This window comes from Pseudomonas sp. PDM17 (assembly GCF_014851985.1).
Lineage (GTDB): Bacteria > Pseudomonadota > Gammaproteobacteria > Pseudomonadales > Pseudomonadaceae > Pseudomonas.
Genome location: NZ_JACVAT010000006.1, coordinates 430,280 through 444,847, shown reverse-complemented (window position 1 = coordinate 444,847; position 14,568 = coordinate 430,280). Strand labels below are relative to the sequence as shown.

At 67.2% G+C, this 14,568-nt stretch carries 14 protein-coding genes; 13 read left to right on the top strand and 1 reads right to left on the bottom strand.

Going from position 1 to position 14,568, the window contains the following annotated elements; translation table 11 throughout:
* Positions 1-13: 13 nt before the first annotated feature.
* The 5 genes from IB256_RS23195 to IB256_RS23175 all read left to right on the top strand — a co-directional run bounded on the left by IB256_RS23195 (position 14) and on the right by IB256_RS23175 (position 6,685).
* Entirely contained in the window at positions 14-2,296 is a 2,283-nt protein-coding gene (locus IB256_RS23195) for a beta-galactosidase (RefSeq protein WP_192289574.1), read from the top strand.
* 118 nt (positions 2,297-2,414) lie between these two features.
* The gene (locus tag IB256_RS23190) at positions 2,415-3,560 is read left to right on the top strand and encodes a serine hydrolase domain-containing protein (RefSeq protein ID WP_192404209.1); all 1,146 of its coding nucleotides are present in this window, start codon (positions 2,415-2,417) and stop codon (positions 3,558-3,560) included.
* A 244-nt stretch (positions 3,561-3,804) separates the two neighbouring features.
* Positions 3,805-4,617, top strand: a complete 813-nt coding sequence (locus tag IB256_RS23185; protein WP_192210067.1) for an OmpA family protein — start codon at positions 3,805-3,807, stop codon at positions 4,615-4,617.
* 108 nt (positions 4,618-4,725) lie between these two features.
* Positions 4,726-5,373, top strand: coding sequence for a pyridoxamine 5'-phosphate oxidase (gene pdxH, locus IB256_RS23180; protein WP_192404207.1), 648 nt, complete (start codon positions 4,726-4,728; stop codon positions 5,371-5,373).
* A gap of 172 nt (positions 5,374-5,545) precedes the next feature.
* Positions 5,546-6,685, top strand: coding sequence for a glycerate kinase (locus IB256_RS23175; protein WP_192404205.1), 1,140 nt, complete (start codon positions 5,546-5,548; stop codon positions 6,683-6,685).
* Here IB256_RS23175 and IB256_RS23170 read toward each other — a convergent pair.
* A complete protein-coding gene (locus IB256_RS23170) occupies positions 6,670-6,906 on the bottom strand; it encodes a hypothetical protein (protein WP_192289564.1) in 237 nt (78 codons plus the stop codon). The two genes, IB256_RS23175 and IB256_RS23170, sit on opposite strands and share 16 nt — an antisense overlap.
* 195 nt (positions 6,907-7,101) lie before the next feature.
* Between IB256_RS23170 and IB256_RS23165 the strand changes: the two genes are divergently transcribed.
* From IB256_RS23165 to IB256_RS23130, 8 genes are all read left to right on the top strand, one after another.
* A complete protein-coding gene (locus IB256_RS23165) occupies positions 7,102-7,566 on the top strand; it encodes a glycine zipper 2TM domain-containing protein (RefSeq protein ID WP_045209875.1) in 465 nt (154 codons plus the stop codon).
* Between the two features lie 259 nt (positions 7,567-7,825).
* Positions 7,826-10,624: a monovalent cation/H+ antiporter subunit A gene (locus IB256_RS23160; RefSeq protein WP_192404204.1), complete on the top strand. Its 2,799-nt coding sequence runs from the start codon at positions 7,826-7,828 to the stop codon at positions 10,622-10,624.
* Entirely contained in the window at positions 10,624-10,956 is a 333-nt protein-coding gene (locus IB256_RS23155) for a Na+/H+ antiporter subunit C (protein WP_192289560.1), read from the top strand. The genes IB256_RS23160 and IB256_RS23155 overlap by 1 nt, the downstream gene beginning before the upstream one ends.
* Positions 10,953-12,449, top strand: coding sequence for a monovalent cation/H+ antiporter subunit D (locus IB256_RS23150; protein ID WP_192404202.1), 1,497 nt, complete (start codon positions 10,953-10,955; stop codon positions 12,447-12,449). Before IB256_RS23155 ends, IB256_RS23150 begins: the two co-directional genes overlap by 4 nt.
* On the top strand, positions 12,446-12,946 hold the full coding sequence (locus IB256_RS23145) for a Na+/H+ antiporter subunit E (RefSeq protein ID WP_192404200.1): 501 nt from the start codon (positions 12,446-12,448) through the stop codon (positions 12,944-12,946). The genes IB256_RS23150 and IB256_RS23145 overlap by 4 nt, the downstream gene beginning before the upstream one ends.
* On the top strand, positions 12,931-13,200 hold the full coding sequence (locus IB256_RS23140; RefSeq protein ID WP_081517750.1) for a K+/H+ antiporter subunit F: 270 nt from the start codon (positions 12,931-12,933) through the stop codon (positions 13,198-13,200). Before IB256_RS23145 ends, IB256_RS23140 begins: the two co-directional genes overlap by 16 nt.
* A complete protein-coding gene (locus IB256_RS23135) occupies positions 13,197-13,532 on the top strand; it encodes a Na+/H+ antiporter subunit G (protein ID WP_192289554.1) in 336 nt (111 codons plus the stop codon). Before IB256_RS23140 ends, IB256_RS23135 begins: the two co-directional genes overlap by 4 nt.
* 104 nt (positions 13,533-13,636) lie before the next feature.
* Complete coding sequence (locus tag IB256_RS23130; protein ID WP_192404198.1) at positions 13,637-14,542, top strand: DMT family transporter; 906 nt, start codon at positions 13,637-13,639, stop codon at positions 14,540-14,542.
* Positions 14,543-14,568 lie beyond the last annotated feature (26 nt).

Here is a 14,568-nt window from a genome sequence, read left to right as displayed (position 1 = left end):
AGGACTCGAATCCATGACATCGATGCGTTGGCATCTGCCTCTGCTGCTCAGCCTGGCCATCGCCAGTGCCCCGGCCTGGTCGGCAGGCGGCAATGAAACCCTGTTCAACTTCGTCAAGCCGATGGCCGTGGTCAGCGTCAGCACGCAGAACGCCGACCTGCCCAGTTCCACCGCCGAGGCCACACCCGAAGGCGAAATCCTCCGCCGGGTGAACTTCAACCCTGCGCCGCAACCGACCTTGCGCCTCGCACCTTCCACTGGTAGCTGGGACTGGTCCCAGGCTGACAGCGTCAGCCTGCGCCTGCAGAACGCCATGGACTGGGCCATCACCCTGGAAGTGGAAATCGAAGGCGTCGCCGGCGCTCCCGGCCTGCGCGCGAGCATCGCCCTGCCGCCGGGCCCGGCGCAGACCCTGGTGATCCCGCTGCACGCCATCGCCCCGGAGGACTTCGGCATGCGTGCCGGCGTCCCCATGCCCGTCACCCAGGACGGCCAGCGCCTGCTGCTGGCGAGCAAGGTCACGGGCGAGCTGAACCGCAGCCAGGTCGGCGCGGTGAAGCTGTTCCTCACCTCGCCCAAGGCGGCGCAGGACATCCTCGTCGGCCGCTTCGGCACCCGTGCCGGCAATGACGAATACCACAAGGCGTACACCGGTATCGTCGACGCTTTCGGCCAGTCCACCCGCAGCGACTGGCCGGAGAAGGTGAAGAGCCCCGAACAACTGGCCAGCGCCTGGAAAGCCGAAGGCGAGCAACTGAAGAAGTGGCAGCCGGCGCCTGGCCGCGACGCCTTTGGTGGCCTGCTGGATGGCCCTGCCTTCGAGGGTACCGGCTTCTTCCGCACCGAAAAGCGCAACGGCCGCTGGTGGCTGGTGACGCCGGAAGGGCATTCGTTCTGGTCCATGGGCGTCAACGCGGTGAACGCCGACAGCAGCCAGACCTACGTTGAAGGCCGTGAGTACATGTTCGCCAGCCTGCCGAAAGAGGACGAGCCGCTGGCCGCCTTCTATGGCCAGCGCGATGACCGCAGTGGCGTCGGCGCCCAGCAGGGCCGCGCGTTCGGCAACGGCCGCTGGTTCGACTTCTACGCCGCCAACCGCTTCCGTGCCGACGGTGGTCTGAGCGCTGAAGCCGCCGCGGTCGCCTGGCGCGAGCGCACCGTGCAGCGTCTCGGTTCCTGGGGCTTCAACACCCTGGGCGACTGGAGCGATCCGGCCTTTGCCGACGAGCCACGCATGCCGTACAGCGTGCCGCTGTCGATCAGCGGTGACTACGCCACGGTCAGCACCGGCTACGACTGGTGGGGCGCCATGCCCGATCCGTTCGACCCGCGCTTCGCCATGGCCGCCGAACGCGCCATCGCCATCGCCGCCCGCGACCACCGCGAGGACGCCTGGTTGCTGGGGTACTACGCCGACAACGAACTGGCCTGGGCCGGCCGTGGCGACGATGACCAGGCGCACTTCGCCCTGGCTTTCGGCGCGCTCAAGCTGTCCACCGACAGCCCGGCCAAGCGCGCCTTCATCAAGCAGCTCAAGGACAAGTACGAGGATCACGAGCAGCTCGCCGAGGCCTGGGGCGTGCAGCTGGGCTCCTGGGAGGACCTCGACGCGCCGGGCTACCAGGCTCCGGTCCCGAGCGAGGCGCACCCGGCCATCGCCCAGGACTACAGTGCCTTCCTGCGCCTGTACGCCGACCAGTACTTCAAGACCCTGAAGGACTCGCTGCAGTGGCACGCGCCGAACCACCTGCTGCTCGGCCCGCGCTTCGCCGTCAGCACACCGGAAGCACTGGCCTCCTGTGCGCAGTACTGCGACATCCTCAGTTTCAACCTCTACGTGCCGCTACCGCAGCAGGGCTTCGACGCCAGCTACGTGCGCAGCCTGGACAAGCCGGTGCTGATCACCGAATTTCACTTCGGTTCCCGTGATCGCGGACCGTTCTGGGGCGGTGTCGCCGAGGTGTACAACGAGCAGCAGCGTGGCGAGGCGTACCAGCGATTCCTCGCGGAGGCCGCGAAGGAGCCGAACATCGTCGGCGCGCACTGGTTCCAGTACCTTGATCAGCCGGTGACCGGCCGCCTGCTCGACGGCGAGAACGGTCACATCGGCCTGGTCGGCATCACCGACCTGCCGTTCACCGGCTTCGTCGACGCCGTGCGCAAGGCCAACCAGCAGACGCTCAAAGGCATCGACGAACAGGCGCGCGCCGCCGCCAAGGTGGCGCCGGAGCCGCAGCCCAAAGCCGCACCCGCCGGTGACGACAGCGACGACGAGGAACAGGCCTCGGAGCAATGATCCGTCATTCGTGAAGCCACACCCTGCCTTCGGCAGGGTTCCCAGGGGCGGAGTGCGCTGAAACAATGGCGTCTTCCGCACTTTCCGTCCCTGAGTATGTGCATTTCCGGAGCCTGAAATGACCCTGAACGGCCACTGTGATCCGCGCTTCACCCCCGTTGCCGATGCCTTCAGTGCCCTGTTCGAAGACCCGCAGGAGCGCGGCGCAGCGCTGTGCATCCAGGTTGGCGGCGAAACCGTGGTCGATCTCTGGGCCGGCAGCGCGGGCAAGGAGCCGGGCCAGGACTGGCAGGCCGATACGCTGCTCAACCTGTTCTCCTGTACCAAGACCTTCGCCGCCGTCGCCGCGCTGCAACTGGTGGGCGAGGGCCGCCTGGAGCTGGACGCCCCGGTGGCGCGCTACTGGCCGGAGTTCGAGCAGGCCGGCAAGCAGGGCATCACCGTGCGCCAGCTCCTCTGCCATCGCGCGGGCCTGCCGGCGATCCGCGAGCCGCTGGCGCCCGAGGCGCTGTATGACTGGCCGAGCATGACCGCCGCACTGGCCGCCGAGACGCCCTGGTGGACGCCGGGCGCCGAACACGGCTACGCCCCCATTACCTACGGCTGGCTGATCGGCGAGGTGATCCGTCGTGTCGACGGTCGCGAGCCGGGCGCCGCCATCATCGCGCGCACCGCCGAGCCGCTGGGGCTGGATTTCCATATCGGCCTGGATGACAGCGAGTTCCACCGCGTCGCGCACATCGCGCGGGGCAAGGGCAACCTGGGGGACGCCGCTGCGCAACGCCTGTTGCGGACCATGATGACCGACGCCGCCGCGCTCTCCACCCGCGCCTTCACCAATCCGCCTTCGGTGCTCACCAGCACCAACAAGCCCGAATGGCGGCGCATGTCGCAGCCGGCGGCCAACGGCCACGGCAATGCGCGCTCGCTGGCCGGTTTCTACACGGGCCTGCTGCAGGGCAAATTGCTGGACGAAGCGCTGCTGGCCGAACTCACCCGCGAGCATGCCGTTGGAGAGGATCGAACTTTATTGACCTGTACGCGTTTCGGGCTGGGTTGCATGCTTGACCAACCGAGCGTGGCCAACGCCACCTACGGCCTTGGCCCGCAGGCCTTCGGGCATCCGGGCGCCGGCGGCTCCATCGGTTTCGCCGACCCCGAGCGCGAGCTGGCGCTGGGTTTCGTCGCCAACACCCTCGGCCCCTATGTGCTGATGGACCCGCGCGCCCAGCGCCTGGCCCGCCTCGCCGGCGACTGCCTGTAACGACGAGCGGGAGGAACCTTCCTCCCGCTGCGCCTTCTTAAGGTCGTCCGCAATTGCCGGCGCGCTGGCCGCGACGGCCTTCCCCTGCGCACAGCTATGCGCCGCTCGTCAGTTCGGGATTAAAATCTCGTTCCAACTGAGTAAGTTATGTACAACTCTTAAGCTGATTGCTGAAGTCAGGGTGCCGCTGCCTGCCAGCTGCACCCGGCCTCTCTTCATGTTCCGACTTTATGGAATCGCTCCCATGAACCTGCTGTTCTCGAATTCGCTGAAAGTCTCCACCCTTGCGCTGTGCGTCGGTCTTTCCGCCTGCAGCCAGTTCCAGTCCCAGGATCAGGCCAAGGACCCGGCGAAAACCACGGAAAGCGCTGCAGCTGCCGCCAAGCCCGGCACCGGCCACTGGTGGTGGCCCTTCGGTGGTGACGAGGAAGTGAGCGCTGCGGCCCCCGCGCCGGAGAAAAAGCCCGTCGAAGCGGCCAAGGTCGCTGCCGCTGGCAGCCAGCAGCCCGGCGGCCACTGGTGGTGGCCGTTCGGCGTGAGCGACAGCAAGCCGGGCGCCGACAAGGCGGCCAAGCCGCAGGACACCAAGGTCAGCAAGGAATGGCTGGACCAGCATGAGCAGTCCCTGCGTGCCGCTGTCGCGGGCAGCAAGTTCACCGTCGAGCGCCGCGAGAACGCCCTGGTGCTGATCGCGCCGGTGGAAGGCTCCTTCAACCCCAAGCGTCCTGAACTGCTGCTGCCGATCACCCTGGCGCCGCTGGGCAACGTGGCGAAGATGCTGCAGAACGATCCGGAAAGCGGCGTGCTGGTGCTCGGCCACAGCGACAGCTCGGGCGACAAGGCGCTCAACGACAAGGTCAGCCTGCAGCGTGCCCAGGCGGTGTCCTCGATCTTCCGCCTGAGCGGCCTGGGCGCCGACCGCCTGCGCCTGAAGGGCGTAGGCTCCAGCCTGCCGCGCGCCGACAACGCCAGCGCCGAAGGCCGCGCGCTGAACCGCCGCGTCGAAGTGCTGGTGACCCAGCGCACCAGCTTGCTGGCACTCGCCCAGGCCAACTGATCCCTTGTGCAACAAGCGTCATTCCGGCTGGAATGACGCTTGTCGTGGATCAAGCGCGAAGGCGCAACTCTGGATAAGCTTAAGGACTTCTTCTGCAGGAGATTTCCGATGGCCCAGACCCTGGCCGATATGCGCCGCGAATACACCCGTGACGGACTGACCGAGACCCAGGCGCCCGCCGAACCGTTCAGCCTGTTCAACCGGTGGTTCGAGGACGCGGTGAAGACCGAGCAACTGCCGGTCGAGCCCAACGCGATGATGCTCGCCACCGTGGACGCCGACGGCCAGCCGCACTGCCGCGTGCTCCTGCTCAAGGGCCTGGACGAGCGCGGCTTCACCTTCTTCAGCAATTACGAAAGCGCCAAGGGCCAGCAGCTCGGGGAAAACCCGCGCGCGGCCATGACCTTCTTCTGGCCGGCCCTGGAACGCCAGGTGCGCATCGAGGGACGGGTCGAGAAGGTCTCCAGCGAAGAGTCCGCTGCCTACTACCGTGTGCGTCCGCTGGGCAGCCGTCTGGGCGCCTGGGCATCGCCGCAGAGCCGGGTAATCGACGGCCGTGGCGAGCTGGAGCAATTGCTGGCCGAGACCGAACAACGCTTCGCCGACACGGCGCCGTCCTGCCCGGATTTCTGGGGTGGCTTCCGCCTGCTGCCGAGCCGCATCGAGTTCTGGCAGGGCCGCCCGAGCCGCCTGCATGACCGCCTCAACTACCGCCACGAGAATGGAGCCTGGTTGCGCGAGCGCCTGGCGCCCTGATTCGCTGGTTGTGCCGATGCGCTTTTTGTAGGACCGAGGGGCCGCTCAGTCCTTGCTCGCGAACTTGGTCTCGCTGAGGCGGTTCGCGAGCAAGCTCGTTCCTACAGAACCATGTCTGTCTGTTGCGCGGTGTAGGATGCCCTCCATCCTCCCGCACAACGGACCTGTCCCCATGAAAGTCGTCATCGCTCCCGACTCCTTCAAGGAAAGCCTCTCCGCCCCCGAGGTCGCCGAGGCCATTTCCCGTGGCTGGCTGCGCGCGCGGCCCGGCGACGAAGCCCTGCTGCGGCCCATGGCCGACGGCGGCGAAGGCACGGTGGACGCGGTGCTGGCGGCGCGGCCCGGCGAGCGCCGCGAGCTGGATGTCTGCGGCCCGCTGGAGCAGCCCGTGAAAGCCCACTGGGGTTGGCTGGAGGGCGCCACCGCGGTGATCGAGATGGCTGCCGCCAGTGGCCTGCACTGGGTCCCGGAAGGGCAGCGCGACGCCACCCGCACCACCAGCCGCGGCACCGGCGAGCTGATCCGCGAAGCGCTGGATGCGGGTGCGAAGAAGATCATTATCGGCCTGGGCGGCAGTGCAACAAACGACGGCGGCCTGGGCCTGCTGCAAGCGCTGGGCGTGAGTTTCCTCGATGGCCAGGGCAAGGAGCTGGGCGCCGGCGGCGCGCGGCTCGCGGACCTGGAGCGCATCGACCTGTCGAGCCTCGACCCGCGACTGGCCTCAGTCGAGGTCGAAGTAGCCGCCGACGTGAACAATCCCCTTTGCGGCCCCCACGGCGCCTCGGCCGTCTTCGGCCCGCAGAAAGGTGCGAACCCGGCGCAGGTGCAGCAGCTGGATGCCGCACTCAAACGCTTCGCTGAAGTCGCTGCGCTCGCACTCGGGCAGGATCACAGCCTGTTCCCCGGCGTCGGTGCCGCGGGTGGCCTGGGCTTCGCCTGCCGGGCTTTCCTCAAGGCGCGCTTCCGTCCGGGCATCGAGCTGATTGCCGAACTGTCGGAGCTGGAGGCGTCGCTGGCTGGCGCGTCGCTGGTCATCACCGGGGAAGGGCGGCTGGATGGCCAGAGCCTGCATGGCAAGACGCCGGTGGGCGTGGCTCATGTCGCCCGGCGCGTGGGCGTGCCAGTGATCGCGCTGGCGGGCAGCGTCGGCGAAGGGCTGGCCGAATTGCGTGAAGCGGGGATCGAGGCGGCGTTCAGCCTGGCGCCTGGGCCCATCACCCTGGCCGATGCCTGCGCACGGGCGGCGCAGGAGCTGGAAAACCGCGCCGAGGCGTTGGCGCGCTTCTGGTCGCTGGCTCAGGCCTCGCGGTAGGCGTCGGCGGCGCGCTGCAGCCAGTCGGGCAGGTCGCGGCGTTTCACTTTTTCGCGCTTGGCATCGGCCAGGCGCTGCAACAGATAGATACGTTTCTGCGGATCATCGCCGGCCAGCGACAGCGCCAGGTCGCGGTCCATCCAGCGGCGGATGCGCCAGTAGATCCACCAGTGGAAATACAGGCCGGCGGCGGTGGTGACGACGATGATGAAATAGTCCATGAACGGCTGCTCCTTCTGCGGCTGCAAGGCTAACCCATCGAGCTGCACGAAAAACTGAGCCAGGGCAGGCGTTTTCCGACGATCTGGCACAAACTGTACGAAAGCTGAATCGAGATCAGCATGTTTCATGACCTGGCGTGACAGGCGGGCTGCCGTCGGAGTCTAATAGCCGTAGCCCTACTCGGAGGTTCCCTAATGCGTAAAACTGCCCTGATCGCCGTGACTTTCGCGGCCCTGGCCATGACCCTCGGTGGTTGCCAGTCCAGCCTGACCGGCGACACCTACACCCGTGAAGAAGCACGTACCGTACAGAACGTTCGCATGGGTACCATCCAGGCCCTGCGCCCAGTGAAGATCGAAGGCACCAAGACTCCCATCGGCTCCGTTGCCGGCGCCGCCGTGGGCGGCATCGGCGGCAGCGCCATCGGTGGCGGCAAGGGCAGCTATGTCACCGCCATCATTGGTGCCGTGGCCGGCGGCCTGCTCGGTGCAGCCACCGAAGAAGGCCTGACCCGCACCCAGGGTGTGGAAATCACCGTCCGCGAAGACGACGGCAGTACCCGCGCCTACGTCCAGCAGGTCGATGAAGGTGCCGTGTTCCGCGTTGGCGAGCGCGTACGCATCCTGACCGTCAACGGTACCAGCCGCGTCGCTCACTGACCGGCTACCGGCTGCCCGGTTCGTGGCAGCCAGCGAAACCCAGCGCGCGACAGTCGACCCGGCTGTCGCGCGCTATCGTTTGGGGGTTAGGAAAATCCGCCGCAACCCACTGCGGCGGCGGTACAAGTCTGCAATTTCGTAATAATTCAATCCATGACGCGTAATCGATAGATATGGATAATCGTCGTCCTTGCAAGCCGGCCGCCTGTGCGCGGTGTTGCCTGTCTGAACGCCGTCCGGCGGTGAAAAGGAGTGGGTCATGACGTTGGCGCTGATCATCGCGCTGCCTTTCTTCGGGGTATTGCTGCCGCTGCTGGCCGAGCGATTCGGCCGAACCGCCTGCGCCGCCGCCACCGGATTGGTTCCGCTGCTGGGTTTGCTCCTGCTGCTGGGCCAGCGCTCGGTGCTGGGCGCCGACCCTCAAGTTCAACGCCTGGAGTGGCTGCCAGAGCTGGGCCTGAACCTCAGCCTGCGCCTGGACGGCCTGGGCTTCCTGTTCGCCCTGCTGATCCTCGGCATCGGTCTGCTGGTGATCCTCTACGCCCGCTATTACCTGTCCGAGCGGGAGCCCGCCGGGCGCTTCTTCGCCTTCCTGCTGCTGTTCATGGGCGCCATGCTCGGCGTGGTGTTGAGCGAAAACCTGCTGCTGATGCTGGTGTTCTGGGAGCTGACCAGCCTGTCGTCGTTCCTGCTGATCGGCTTTTGGGGCCATCGCTCGGATGCGCGCAAAGGCGCGCGCATGTCCCTGGCGGTCACCGGTGGTGGCGGCCTGGCGCTACTCGCCGGCATCCTGCTGATCGGCCATGTGGTCGGCAGCTTCGAACTCTCCACCGTGCTCGGCGCGCGCGAGGTGCTGCAGGCCAGCCCGCTGTTCCCGCTGGCGCTGTGCCTGGTGCTGCTGGGCGTGTTCACCAAATCCGCGCAGTTCCCGTTCCACTTCTGGCTGCCCCATGCGATGGCGGCGCCGACGCCGGTGTCGGCCTACCTGCACTCTGCAACCATGGTGAAGGCCGGCGTGTTCCTACTGGCGCGCCTTTACCCGCTGCTGTCGGGCAACGACCTGTGGTTCTACCTGGTCAGCCTGACGGGTCTTGCGACCCTGCTGATGGGCGCCTTCATGGCGCTGTTCCAGAACGACCTCAAGGGCCTGCTGGCCTACTCGACCATCAGCCACCTGGGCCTGATCACCCTGCTGTTCGGCCTGGATTCGCCCATGGCCAACGTCGCGGCGATCTTCCACATCATCAACCACGCCACCTTCAAGGCCTCGCTGTTCATGGCTGCCGGGATCATCGACCACGAGACCGGCAGCCGCGACATGCGGCGCATCAACGGCATGTGGAAGTACATGCCGCATACCGCCGTGCTGGCGATGGTGGCGTCGGCGTCCATGGCCGGAGTGCCGTTGCTCAACGGCTTCCTCAGCAAGGAAATGTTCTTCGGCGAGACCCTGGCGCAGAACATGATGGGCAGCTTCAACTGGGTGATTCCTGCGCTGGCGACCGTGGGCGCGCTGTTCTCGGTGAGTTACTCGGTACGCTTCATCCACGACGTGTTCTTCAACGGCGAGCCGATCAACCTGCCTAACCCGCATCCCCACGAGCCGCCGCGCTACATGAAGGTGCCGGTGGAAATCCTCGTGCTGATCTGCCTGCTGGTGGGCGTCATGCCGGGGGTTATCGTCGGCCCGCTGCTGGCCGGTGCCGCCGCATCGAGCCTGAATGGCGCGCTGCCCGAGTACAGCCTGGCAATCTGGCACGGCTTCAATGCGCCGCTGGCAATGAGCTTCGTCGCCACTGCCGGCGGCGTGCTGCTCTACGTGCTGCGCAAGCCGCTGTTCGACTGGTACGCCGGGCTGCCGGCGATGGACGCCAAGCTGGTGTTCGAGCAGCAGGTGCAGCGTGTGGTGCGCTTTGCCACCCGAGTGACTGGCTACCTGGAGAACGGCTCGCAGCAGCGCTACGCCATGCTGCTGGTGCTGGCCGCTGTGGTGGTGGTGTTCGCCGGTCTCGCGCCGCTGCCGGGCATTGCCGGTGATCGGGCGCTTACGCCGCTGGATGGTATCACCGCGCTGGGGCTGATCCTGCTGGCCATCGCCGGGCCGCTCACCGTCTGGTTCCATCGCCAGCGCCTGACCGCGCTGGTGATCCTCAGCATCGCCGGGTTGCTGGTGGCGCTGGCCTTCGCCCGCTTCGCCGCGCCGGACCTGGCGCTGACCCAGCTGTCGGTGGAAGTGGTGACCATGGTCCTGCTGATGCTGGCGTTGTACTACCTGCCGGCACGCACGCCGAAGACCTCCAGCAGCCTGCGCCGCCTGCGCGATTTCGTGATCGCCATTGGTGCCGGCGTGATGGTCACGCTGCTGACCTATGCCGTGCTCACGCGCCCCTACGACAGCATTGCCGGCTACTACCTGGAAAACAGCGTCGCCGGTGGCGGCGGGCACAACGTGGTGAACGTGATCCTGGTGGACTTCCGCGGCTTCGATACCCTCGGTGAGATCACCGTGCTGGCGATTGCCGCCGTCGGCATCTTCGCACTGCTCGACGGCCTTCGCCTGCTGCGCCGCGAGAATGACGACGAAGGTCGCGCCTGGGCGAAAGACCGCTTCCCGCCGATCCTCGCCACGCTGTCGCGACTGCTGCTGCCGCTGGCGTTGCTGGTCTCGGTGTTCATCTTCCTGCGCGGCCACAACCTGCCGGGCGGCGGCTTCATCGCCGGCCTGATCACTTCGGTGGCGCTGATCCTGCAGTACATCGCCTGTGGCAGCCGCTGGGTGAGCACGCGCCTGCCGCTGGACTACAGCCGTCTCGCCGGCCTCGGCGTGCTGATCGCCGGGCTGACCGGGCTGGGCGCCTGGTTCTTCGGCTTCCCGTTCCTGACTTCGGCATTCGGTCACTTCCACATTCCGCTGGTGGGCGACATCGAACTGGCCACGGCCATGCTCTTCGACCTTGGCGTTTACTTCACTGTGGTTGGCGCGACGCTGTTGATCCTCTCGGGCCTCGGTTCGGTCACAGCACCGCCGGAGCCGCTGCTGTCCAAGGAGGCGCCCTGATGGAAGCGCTGTTCGCCATCGCCCTCGGCCTGTTGACCGCCAGCGGCGTCTACCTGCTGCTGCGCGCGCGCACCTTCCCGGTGGTGCTGGGGCTGACCCTGCTGTCCTACGCGGTCAACCTGTTCCTCTTCGCCATGGGCCGGCTGGCCGGCGACCCGGCGGTGATCGGCAAGGTCGCCAACGCCGGTGACCCCATCCCCCAGGCGCTGGTGCTGACGGCCATCGTCATCGGCTTTGCCATGACGGCCTTCGTCATCGTGCTGGCCCTGCGAGGGCTGGCGGATACCGGTGGTGATCATGTCGATGGCGGCGAAGGGGAGGACGGTCGATGAACCACTGGCTGATCTTTCCGGTCCTGTTGCCACTGTTCGCCGGTTGCGCACTGCTGCTCGTGGGCGAGCGCCTGCAGCGCGGCCTGTCACTGCTCGCCACCCTGGCGCTGCTGCCGCTTTCCGCCGTGCTGCTGCAACAGGCCGACAGCGGCGTGGTGCAGTTCTACGCGCTGGGCAACTGGCAGCCTCCGTTCGGCATCATCCTGGTGCTGGACCGCCTCAGCGCGCTGATGATCGCTGCCACCGCGCTGCTCGCCAGCCTGTCGCTGATCTACGCGGTGCGCGGGGATGACCGGCGCGGCAAGCGCTTCCATGCGCTGTTCCAGTTCCAGTTGCTGGGTCTGAACGGGGCGTTCCTCACCGGTGACCTGTTCAACCTGTTCGTGTTCTTCGAGATCCTGCTGATCGCCTCCTACGCGCTGCTGCTGCATGGCGGCGGGGCAGGGCGGGTGCGCGCGGGTGTGCATTACGTGGTGCTCAATCTCGTCGGCTCGGCGTTCTTCCTCCTCGCGGTGGGCACGCTCTACGGCATCACCGGCACCCTGAACATGGCGCACATGGCCGAGCGCGTGGCCCAGCTGAGCGCCGAGCAGGCGCCGCTGGTGCGGGCGGCGGCGTTGCTGCTGCTGGTGGTGTTCGGCCTGAAGGCGGCGCTGCTGCCGCTGTACTTCTGGCTGCCCAAAGCCTATGCCGAGGCCAGCGCGCCGGTGGCGGCGTTGTTCTCGATCATGACCAAGGTGGGCATCTACTCGATCCTGCGGGTCTACACGCTGATCTTCGGCGAGCAGGCCGGCGAGCTGGCGAACCTCGCGCAAACCTGGCTGTGGCCGCTGGCGCTGGCCGGGATAGTCGCCGGTGCGCTGGGCGCGCTGGCGGCGACCACACTGCAAGGCCTGCTGTCCTACCTGGTGGTGGTCTCCGCTGGCACGCTGCTGGCAGCTATCGCGTTGGGCACACCGGAGGCGCTGTCCGCCGCGCTCTACTACCTGCTGCACAGCATCTGGGTGGCTGGCGGCCTGTTCCTGCTGGCCGACCTGATTGCCCGCCAGCGCGGTGAGAAGGGCGGCCGACTGGTGCAGGGCCCGGCGCTGTTGCAACCGCATCTGCTCGGTGGCGCGTTCTTCTTCGGCGCCATTGCCGTTGCCGGCCTGCCGCCGCTGTCGGGCTTCCTCGGCAAGCTGATGCTGTTGCGCTCGGTCAGCGGGGGCAGTGAGGCCTTCGCGCTGTGGAGCGTGGTGCTGGTCAGCGGGCTGGTCACCATCGTCGCGCTCAGTCGCGCCGGCAGCACGCTGTTCTGGCGCACCGGCCTGAGTGTGCTGGGCAGCGCCAATCGGGAGCCGGTGAAGATGTTGGCGTGCTTCGGCCTGCTGGCCAGCGCACCGCTGATGGTGGTCGCCGCGCGGCCGCTGATCACTTATGCACAGGCCACGGCCGTGCAGCTACTGAACGCCGGGCTCTACCGTCAGGCGATCCTGCTGGGAGGTGGCGCATGATCCGGCGCATCCTTCCGCACCCGCTGCTCAGCGGCGTGCTCCTGCTGAGCTGGCTGCTGCTGGTCAACGACTTCTCCCTCGGCCACTGGCTGCTCGGCGCCTTCCTCGGCCTGAGCATCCCGCTGCTGTGCCGCAACCTGCTGCTGGCCGCGCCGCGTATCCAGCGGCCGGGCTTGCTGCTGCGCTTCATCGGACTGGTGCTCTACGACATCGTGGTCGCCAACCTGCAGGTGGCGAAACTGGTGCTGGGGCCGAAAGCGAAGCTGCAGCCGGGCTTCGTCGAGATTCCCCTGGAGCTGACCGATGATCTGGCCATCAGCATCCTCGCCAGCGTCATCACCCTGACCCCGGGCACCTGTTCGGCCGACCTCTCCGCTGATCGCCGCACGCTGCTGGTCCACGGCATCGACGTGCCGGACCCGCAGGCGCTGGTGGCAGACATCAAGGCGCGCTACGAGGCGCCGCTGAAGGAGGTGTTCCCGTGCTCGGTATCGTGATCCCGATCTGCCTGGCGCTGCTGGGTATCGCCGTGCTGCTCACCGTGGTGCGACTGGTTCGCGGGCCGTCGGTGGCGGACCGCATCCTCGCGCTGGACACCCTGTCGGTGGAAGCCATCGCGCTGATCGTGCTGTTCGGTATCTGGAAAGGCAGCGGCCTGTACTTCGAGGCGGCCCTGCTGATCGCGGTGATGGGCTTCGTCAGCACCGTGGCCCTGTGCAAGTTCCTGCTGCGCGGAGACATCATCGAATGAATGGCGAAATGATCGTGGAAGCGCTGGTCTGCGTGCTGCTGCTGGCGGGAAGCCTGTTTGCGCTACTTGGCGCCATCGGCCTGTACCGCCTGCCGGACTTCTACACGCGCCTGCACGCGCCAACCAAGGCTTCGACCCTGGGCGTGGGCGGCGTGGTGCTGGCCTCGCTGCTGTACTTCAGCACGCGCGGCGAGGGTGTCAGCCTGCATGAGATCCTGATCACTGTGTTCCTCTTCATCACCGCGCCGGTGAGCGCGCACCTGCTGGCCAAGGCGGCGATGCAGCAGCGCGTGCCGGTGGAGCGGGGAACCAAGGGCAAGCCCTGGGACTGATCCGGAAACATCGGATCGCCCATACAGTTTCGCCACGATTCTGTACCTGTCGGCCGCCGGTGCGCGCCTCCTATACTCCGGGGACCTTTTGACTGGAGCGTCCCGTGCAGCAATCCCGGCCGTTCGCCCTCGCGTGCCTGGTGCTGGCCATGGCGCTCTGGGGCAGTTCCTTCATCGCACTGAAGTTCGCCTTCCAGGAAATGCCGGCCATGTGGGTGATCTTCGCCCGTATGGCGCTGGGCAGCCTGATCTTCCTCGCCGCCTGGCGCTGGCGCGGACGCATCGACTACCGCCCCGGCGACTGGAAGTGGCTGCTCGCGCTGGCCGCCTGCGAGCCCTGCCTGTACTTCATCTTCGAGTCTCTGGCGCTGCAGCAGACCAGCGCTGCGCAAGCCGGGATGATCACCGCGCTGTTGCCCCTGCTGGTGGCGGTCGGCGCGTTCTTCCTGCTGCATGAGAAGATCGCCCGCAACACCTGGCTGGGCTTCGCCCTGGCGGTGCTTGGCTCGCTCTGGCTGACGCTGGCCAGTGAGCCGGACCGCCATGCGCCCAACCCGCTGCTGGGTAATTTCTACGAGTTGGTGGCAATGCTCTGCGCCACCGGCTACACCCTGTTGCTCAAGCACCTGTCGGCGCGCTACTCGCCCTTTATCCTCACCGCGATGCAGGCATTCATCGGCTCGCTGTTCTTCCTGCCGCTGGCGCTGGCGACCTCCGGCCTGCCGCCGGCGCCCGGCCCGACCGGCTGGTTCGCCCTGGTCTACCTGGGCAGCGTGGTCACCGTTGGTGCCTATGGCTTGTACAACTTCGGCGTCAGCCGCCTGCCGGCGAGCCAGGCGACCGGCTTCATCAACCTGATCCCCGTGTTCACCCTGATCTTCGCCGCGCTGCTGCTGGGCGAGGTGCTCAGCGGCCAGCAGGCGCTGGCCGCGGGCCTGGTGTTCATCGGCGTCGCCTTCAGCCAGTGGCGCAGTGCGCCGCCCACATCGCCCGCCGGTGTGCTGGACTGAACCCATTGAACCGCTTGCCCTGCCAG

What these genes read in the sequence shown, in the direction of transcription:
- IB256_RS23195 (WP_192289574.1), top strand. Translation starts at nt 14, where the DNA reads ATGACATCGATGCGTTGGCATCTGCCTCTGCTGCTCAGCCTGGCCATC.
- IB256_RS23190 (WP_192404209.1), top strand. Translation starts at nt 2,415, where the DNA reads ATGACCCTGAACGGCCACTGTGATCCGCGCTTCACCCCCGTTGCCGAT.
- IB256_RS23185 (WP_192210067.1), top strand. Translation starts at nt 3,805, where the DNA reads ATGAACCTGCTGTTCTCGAATTCGCTGAAAGTCTCCACCCTTGCGCTG.
- pdxH (WP_192404207.1), top strand. Translation starts at nt 4,726, where the DNA reads ATGGCCCAGACCCTGGCCGATATGCGCCGCGAATACACCCGTGACGGA.
- IB256_RS23175 (WP_192404205.1), top strand. Translation starts at nt 5,546, where the DNA reads ATGAAAGTCGTCATCGCTCCCGACTCCTTCAAGGAAAGCCTCTCCGCC.
- IB256_RS23170 (WP_192289564.1), bottom strand. Translation starts at nt 6,906, where the DNA reads ATGGACTATTTCATCATCGTCGTCACCACCGCCGCCGGCCTGTATTTC.
- IB256_RS23165 (WP_045209875.1), top strand. Translation starts at nt 7,102, where the DNA reads ATGCGTAAAACTGCCCTGATCGCCGTGACTTTCGCGGCCCTGGCCATG.
- IB256_RS23160 (WP_192404204.1), top strand. Translation starts at nt 7,826, where the DNA reads ATGACGTTGGCGCTGATCATCGCGCTGCCTTTCTTCGGGGTATTGCTG.
- IB256_RS23155 (WP_192289560.1), top strand. Translation starts at nt 10,624, where the DNA reads ATGGAAGCGCTGTTCGCCATCGCCCTCGGCCTGTTGACCGCCAGCGGC.
- IB256_RS23150 (WP_192404202.1), top strand. Translation starts at nt 10,953, where the DNA reads ATGAACCACTGGCTGATCTTTCCGGTCCTGTTGCCACTGTTCGCCGGT.
- IB256_RS23145 (WP_192404200.1), top strand. Translation starts at nt 12,446, where the DNA reads ATGATCCGGCGCATCCTTCCGCACCCGCTGCTCAGCGGCGTGCTCCTG.
- IB256_RS23135 (WP_192289554.1), top strand. Translation starts at nt 13,197, where the DNA reads ATGAATGGCGAAATGATCGTGGAAGCGCTGGTCTGCGTGCTGCTGCTG.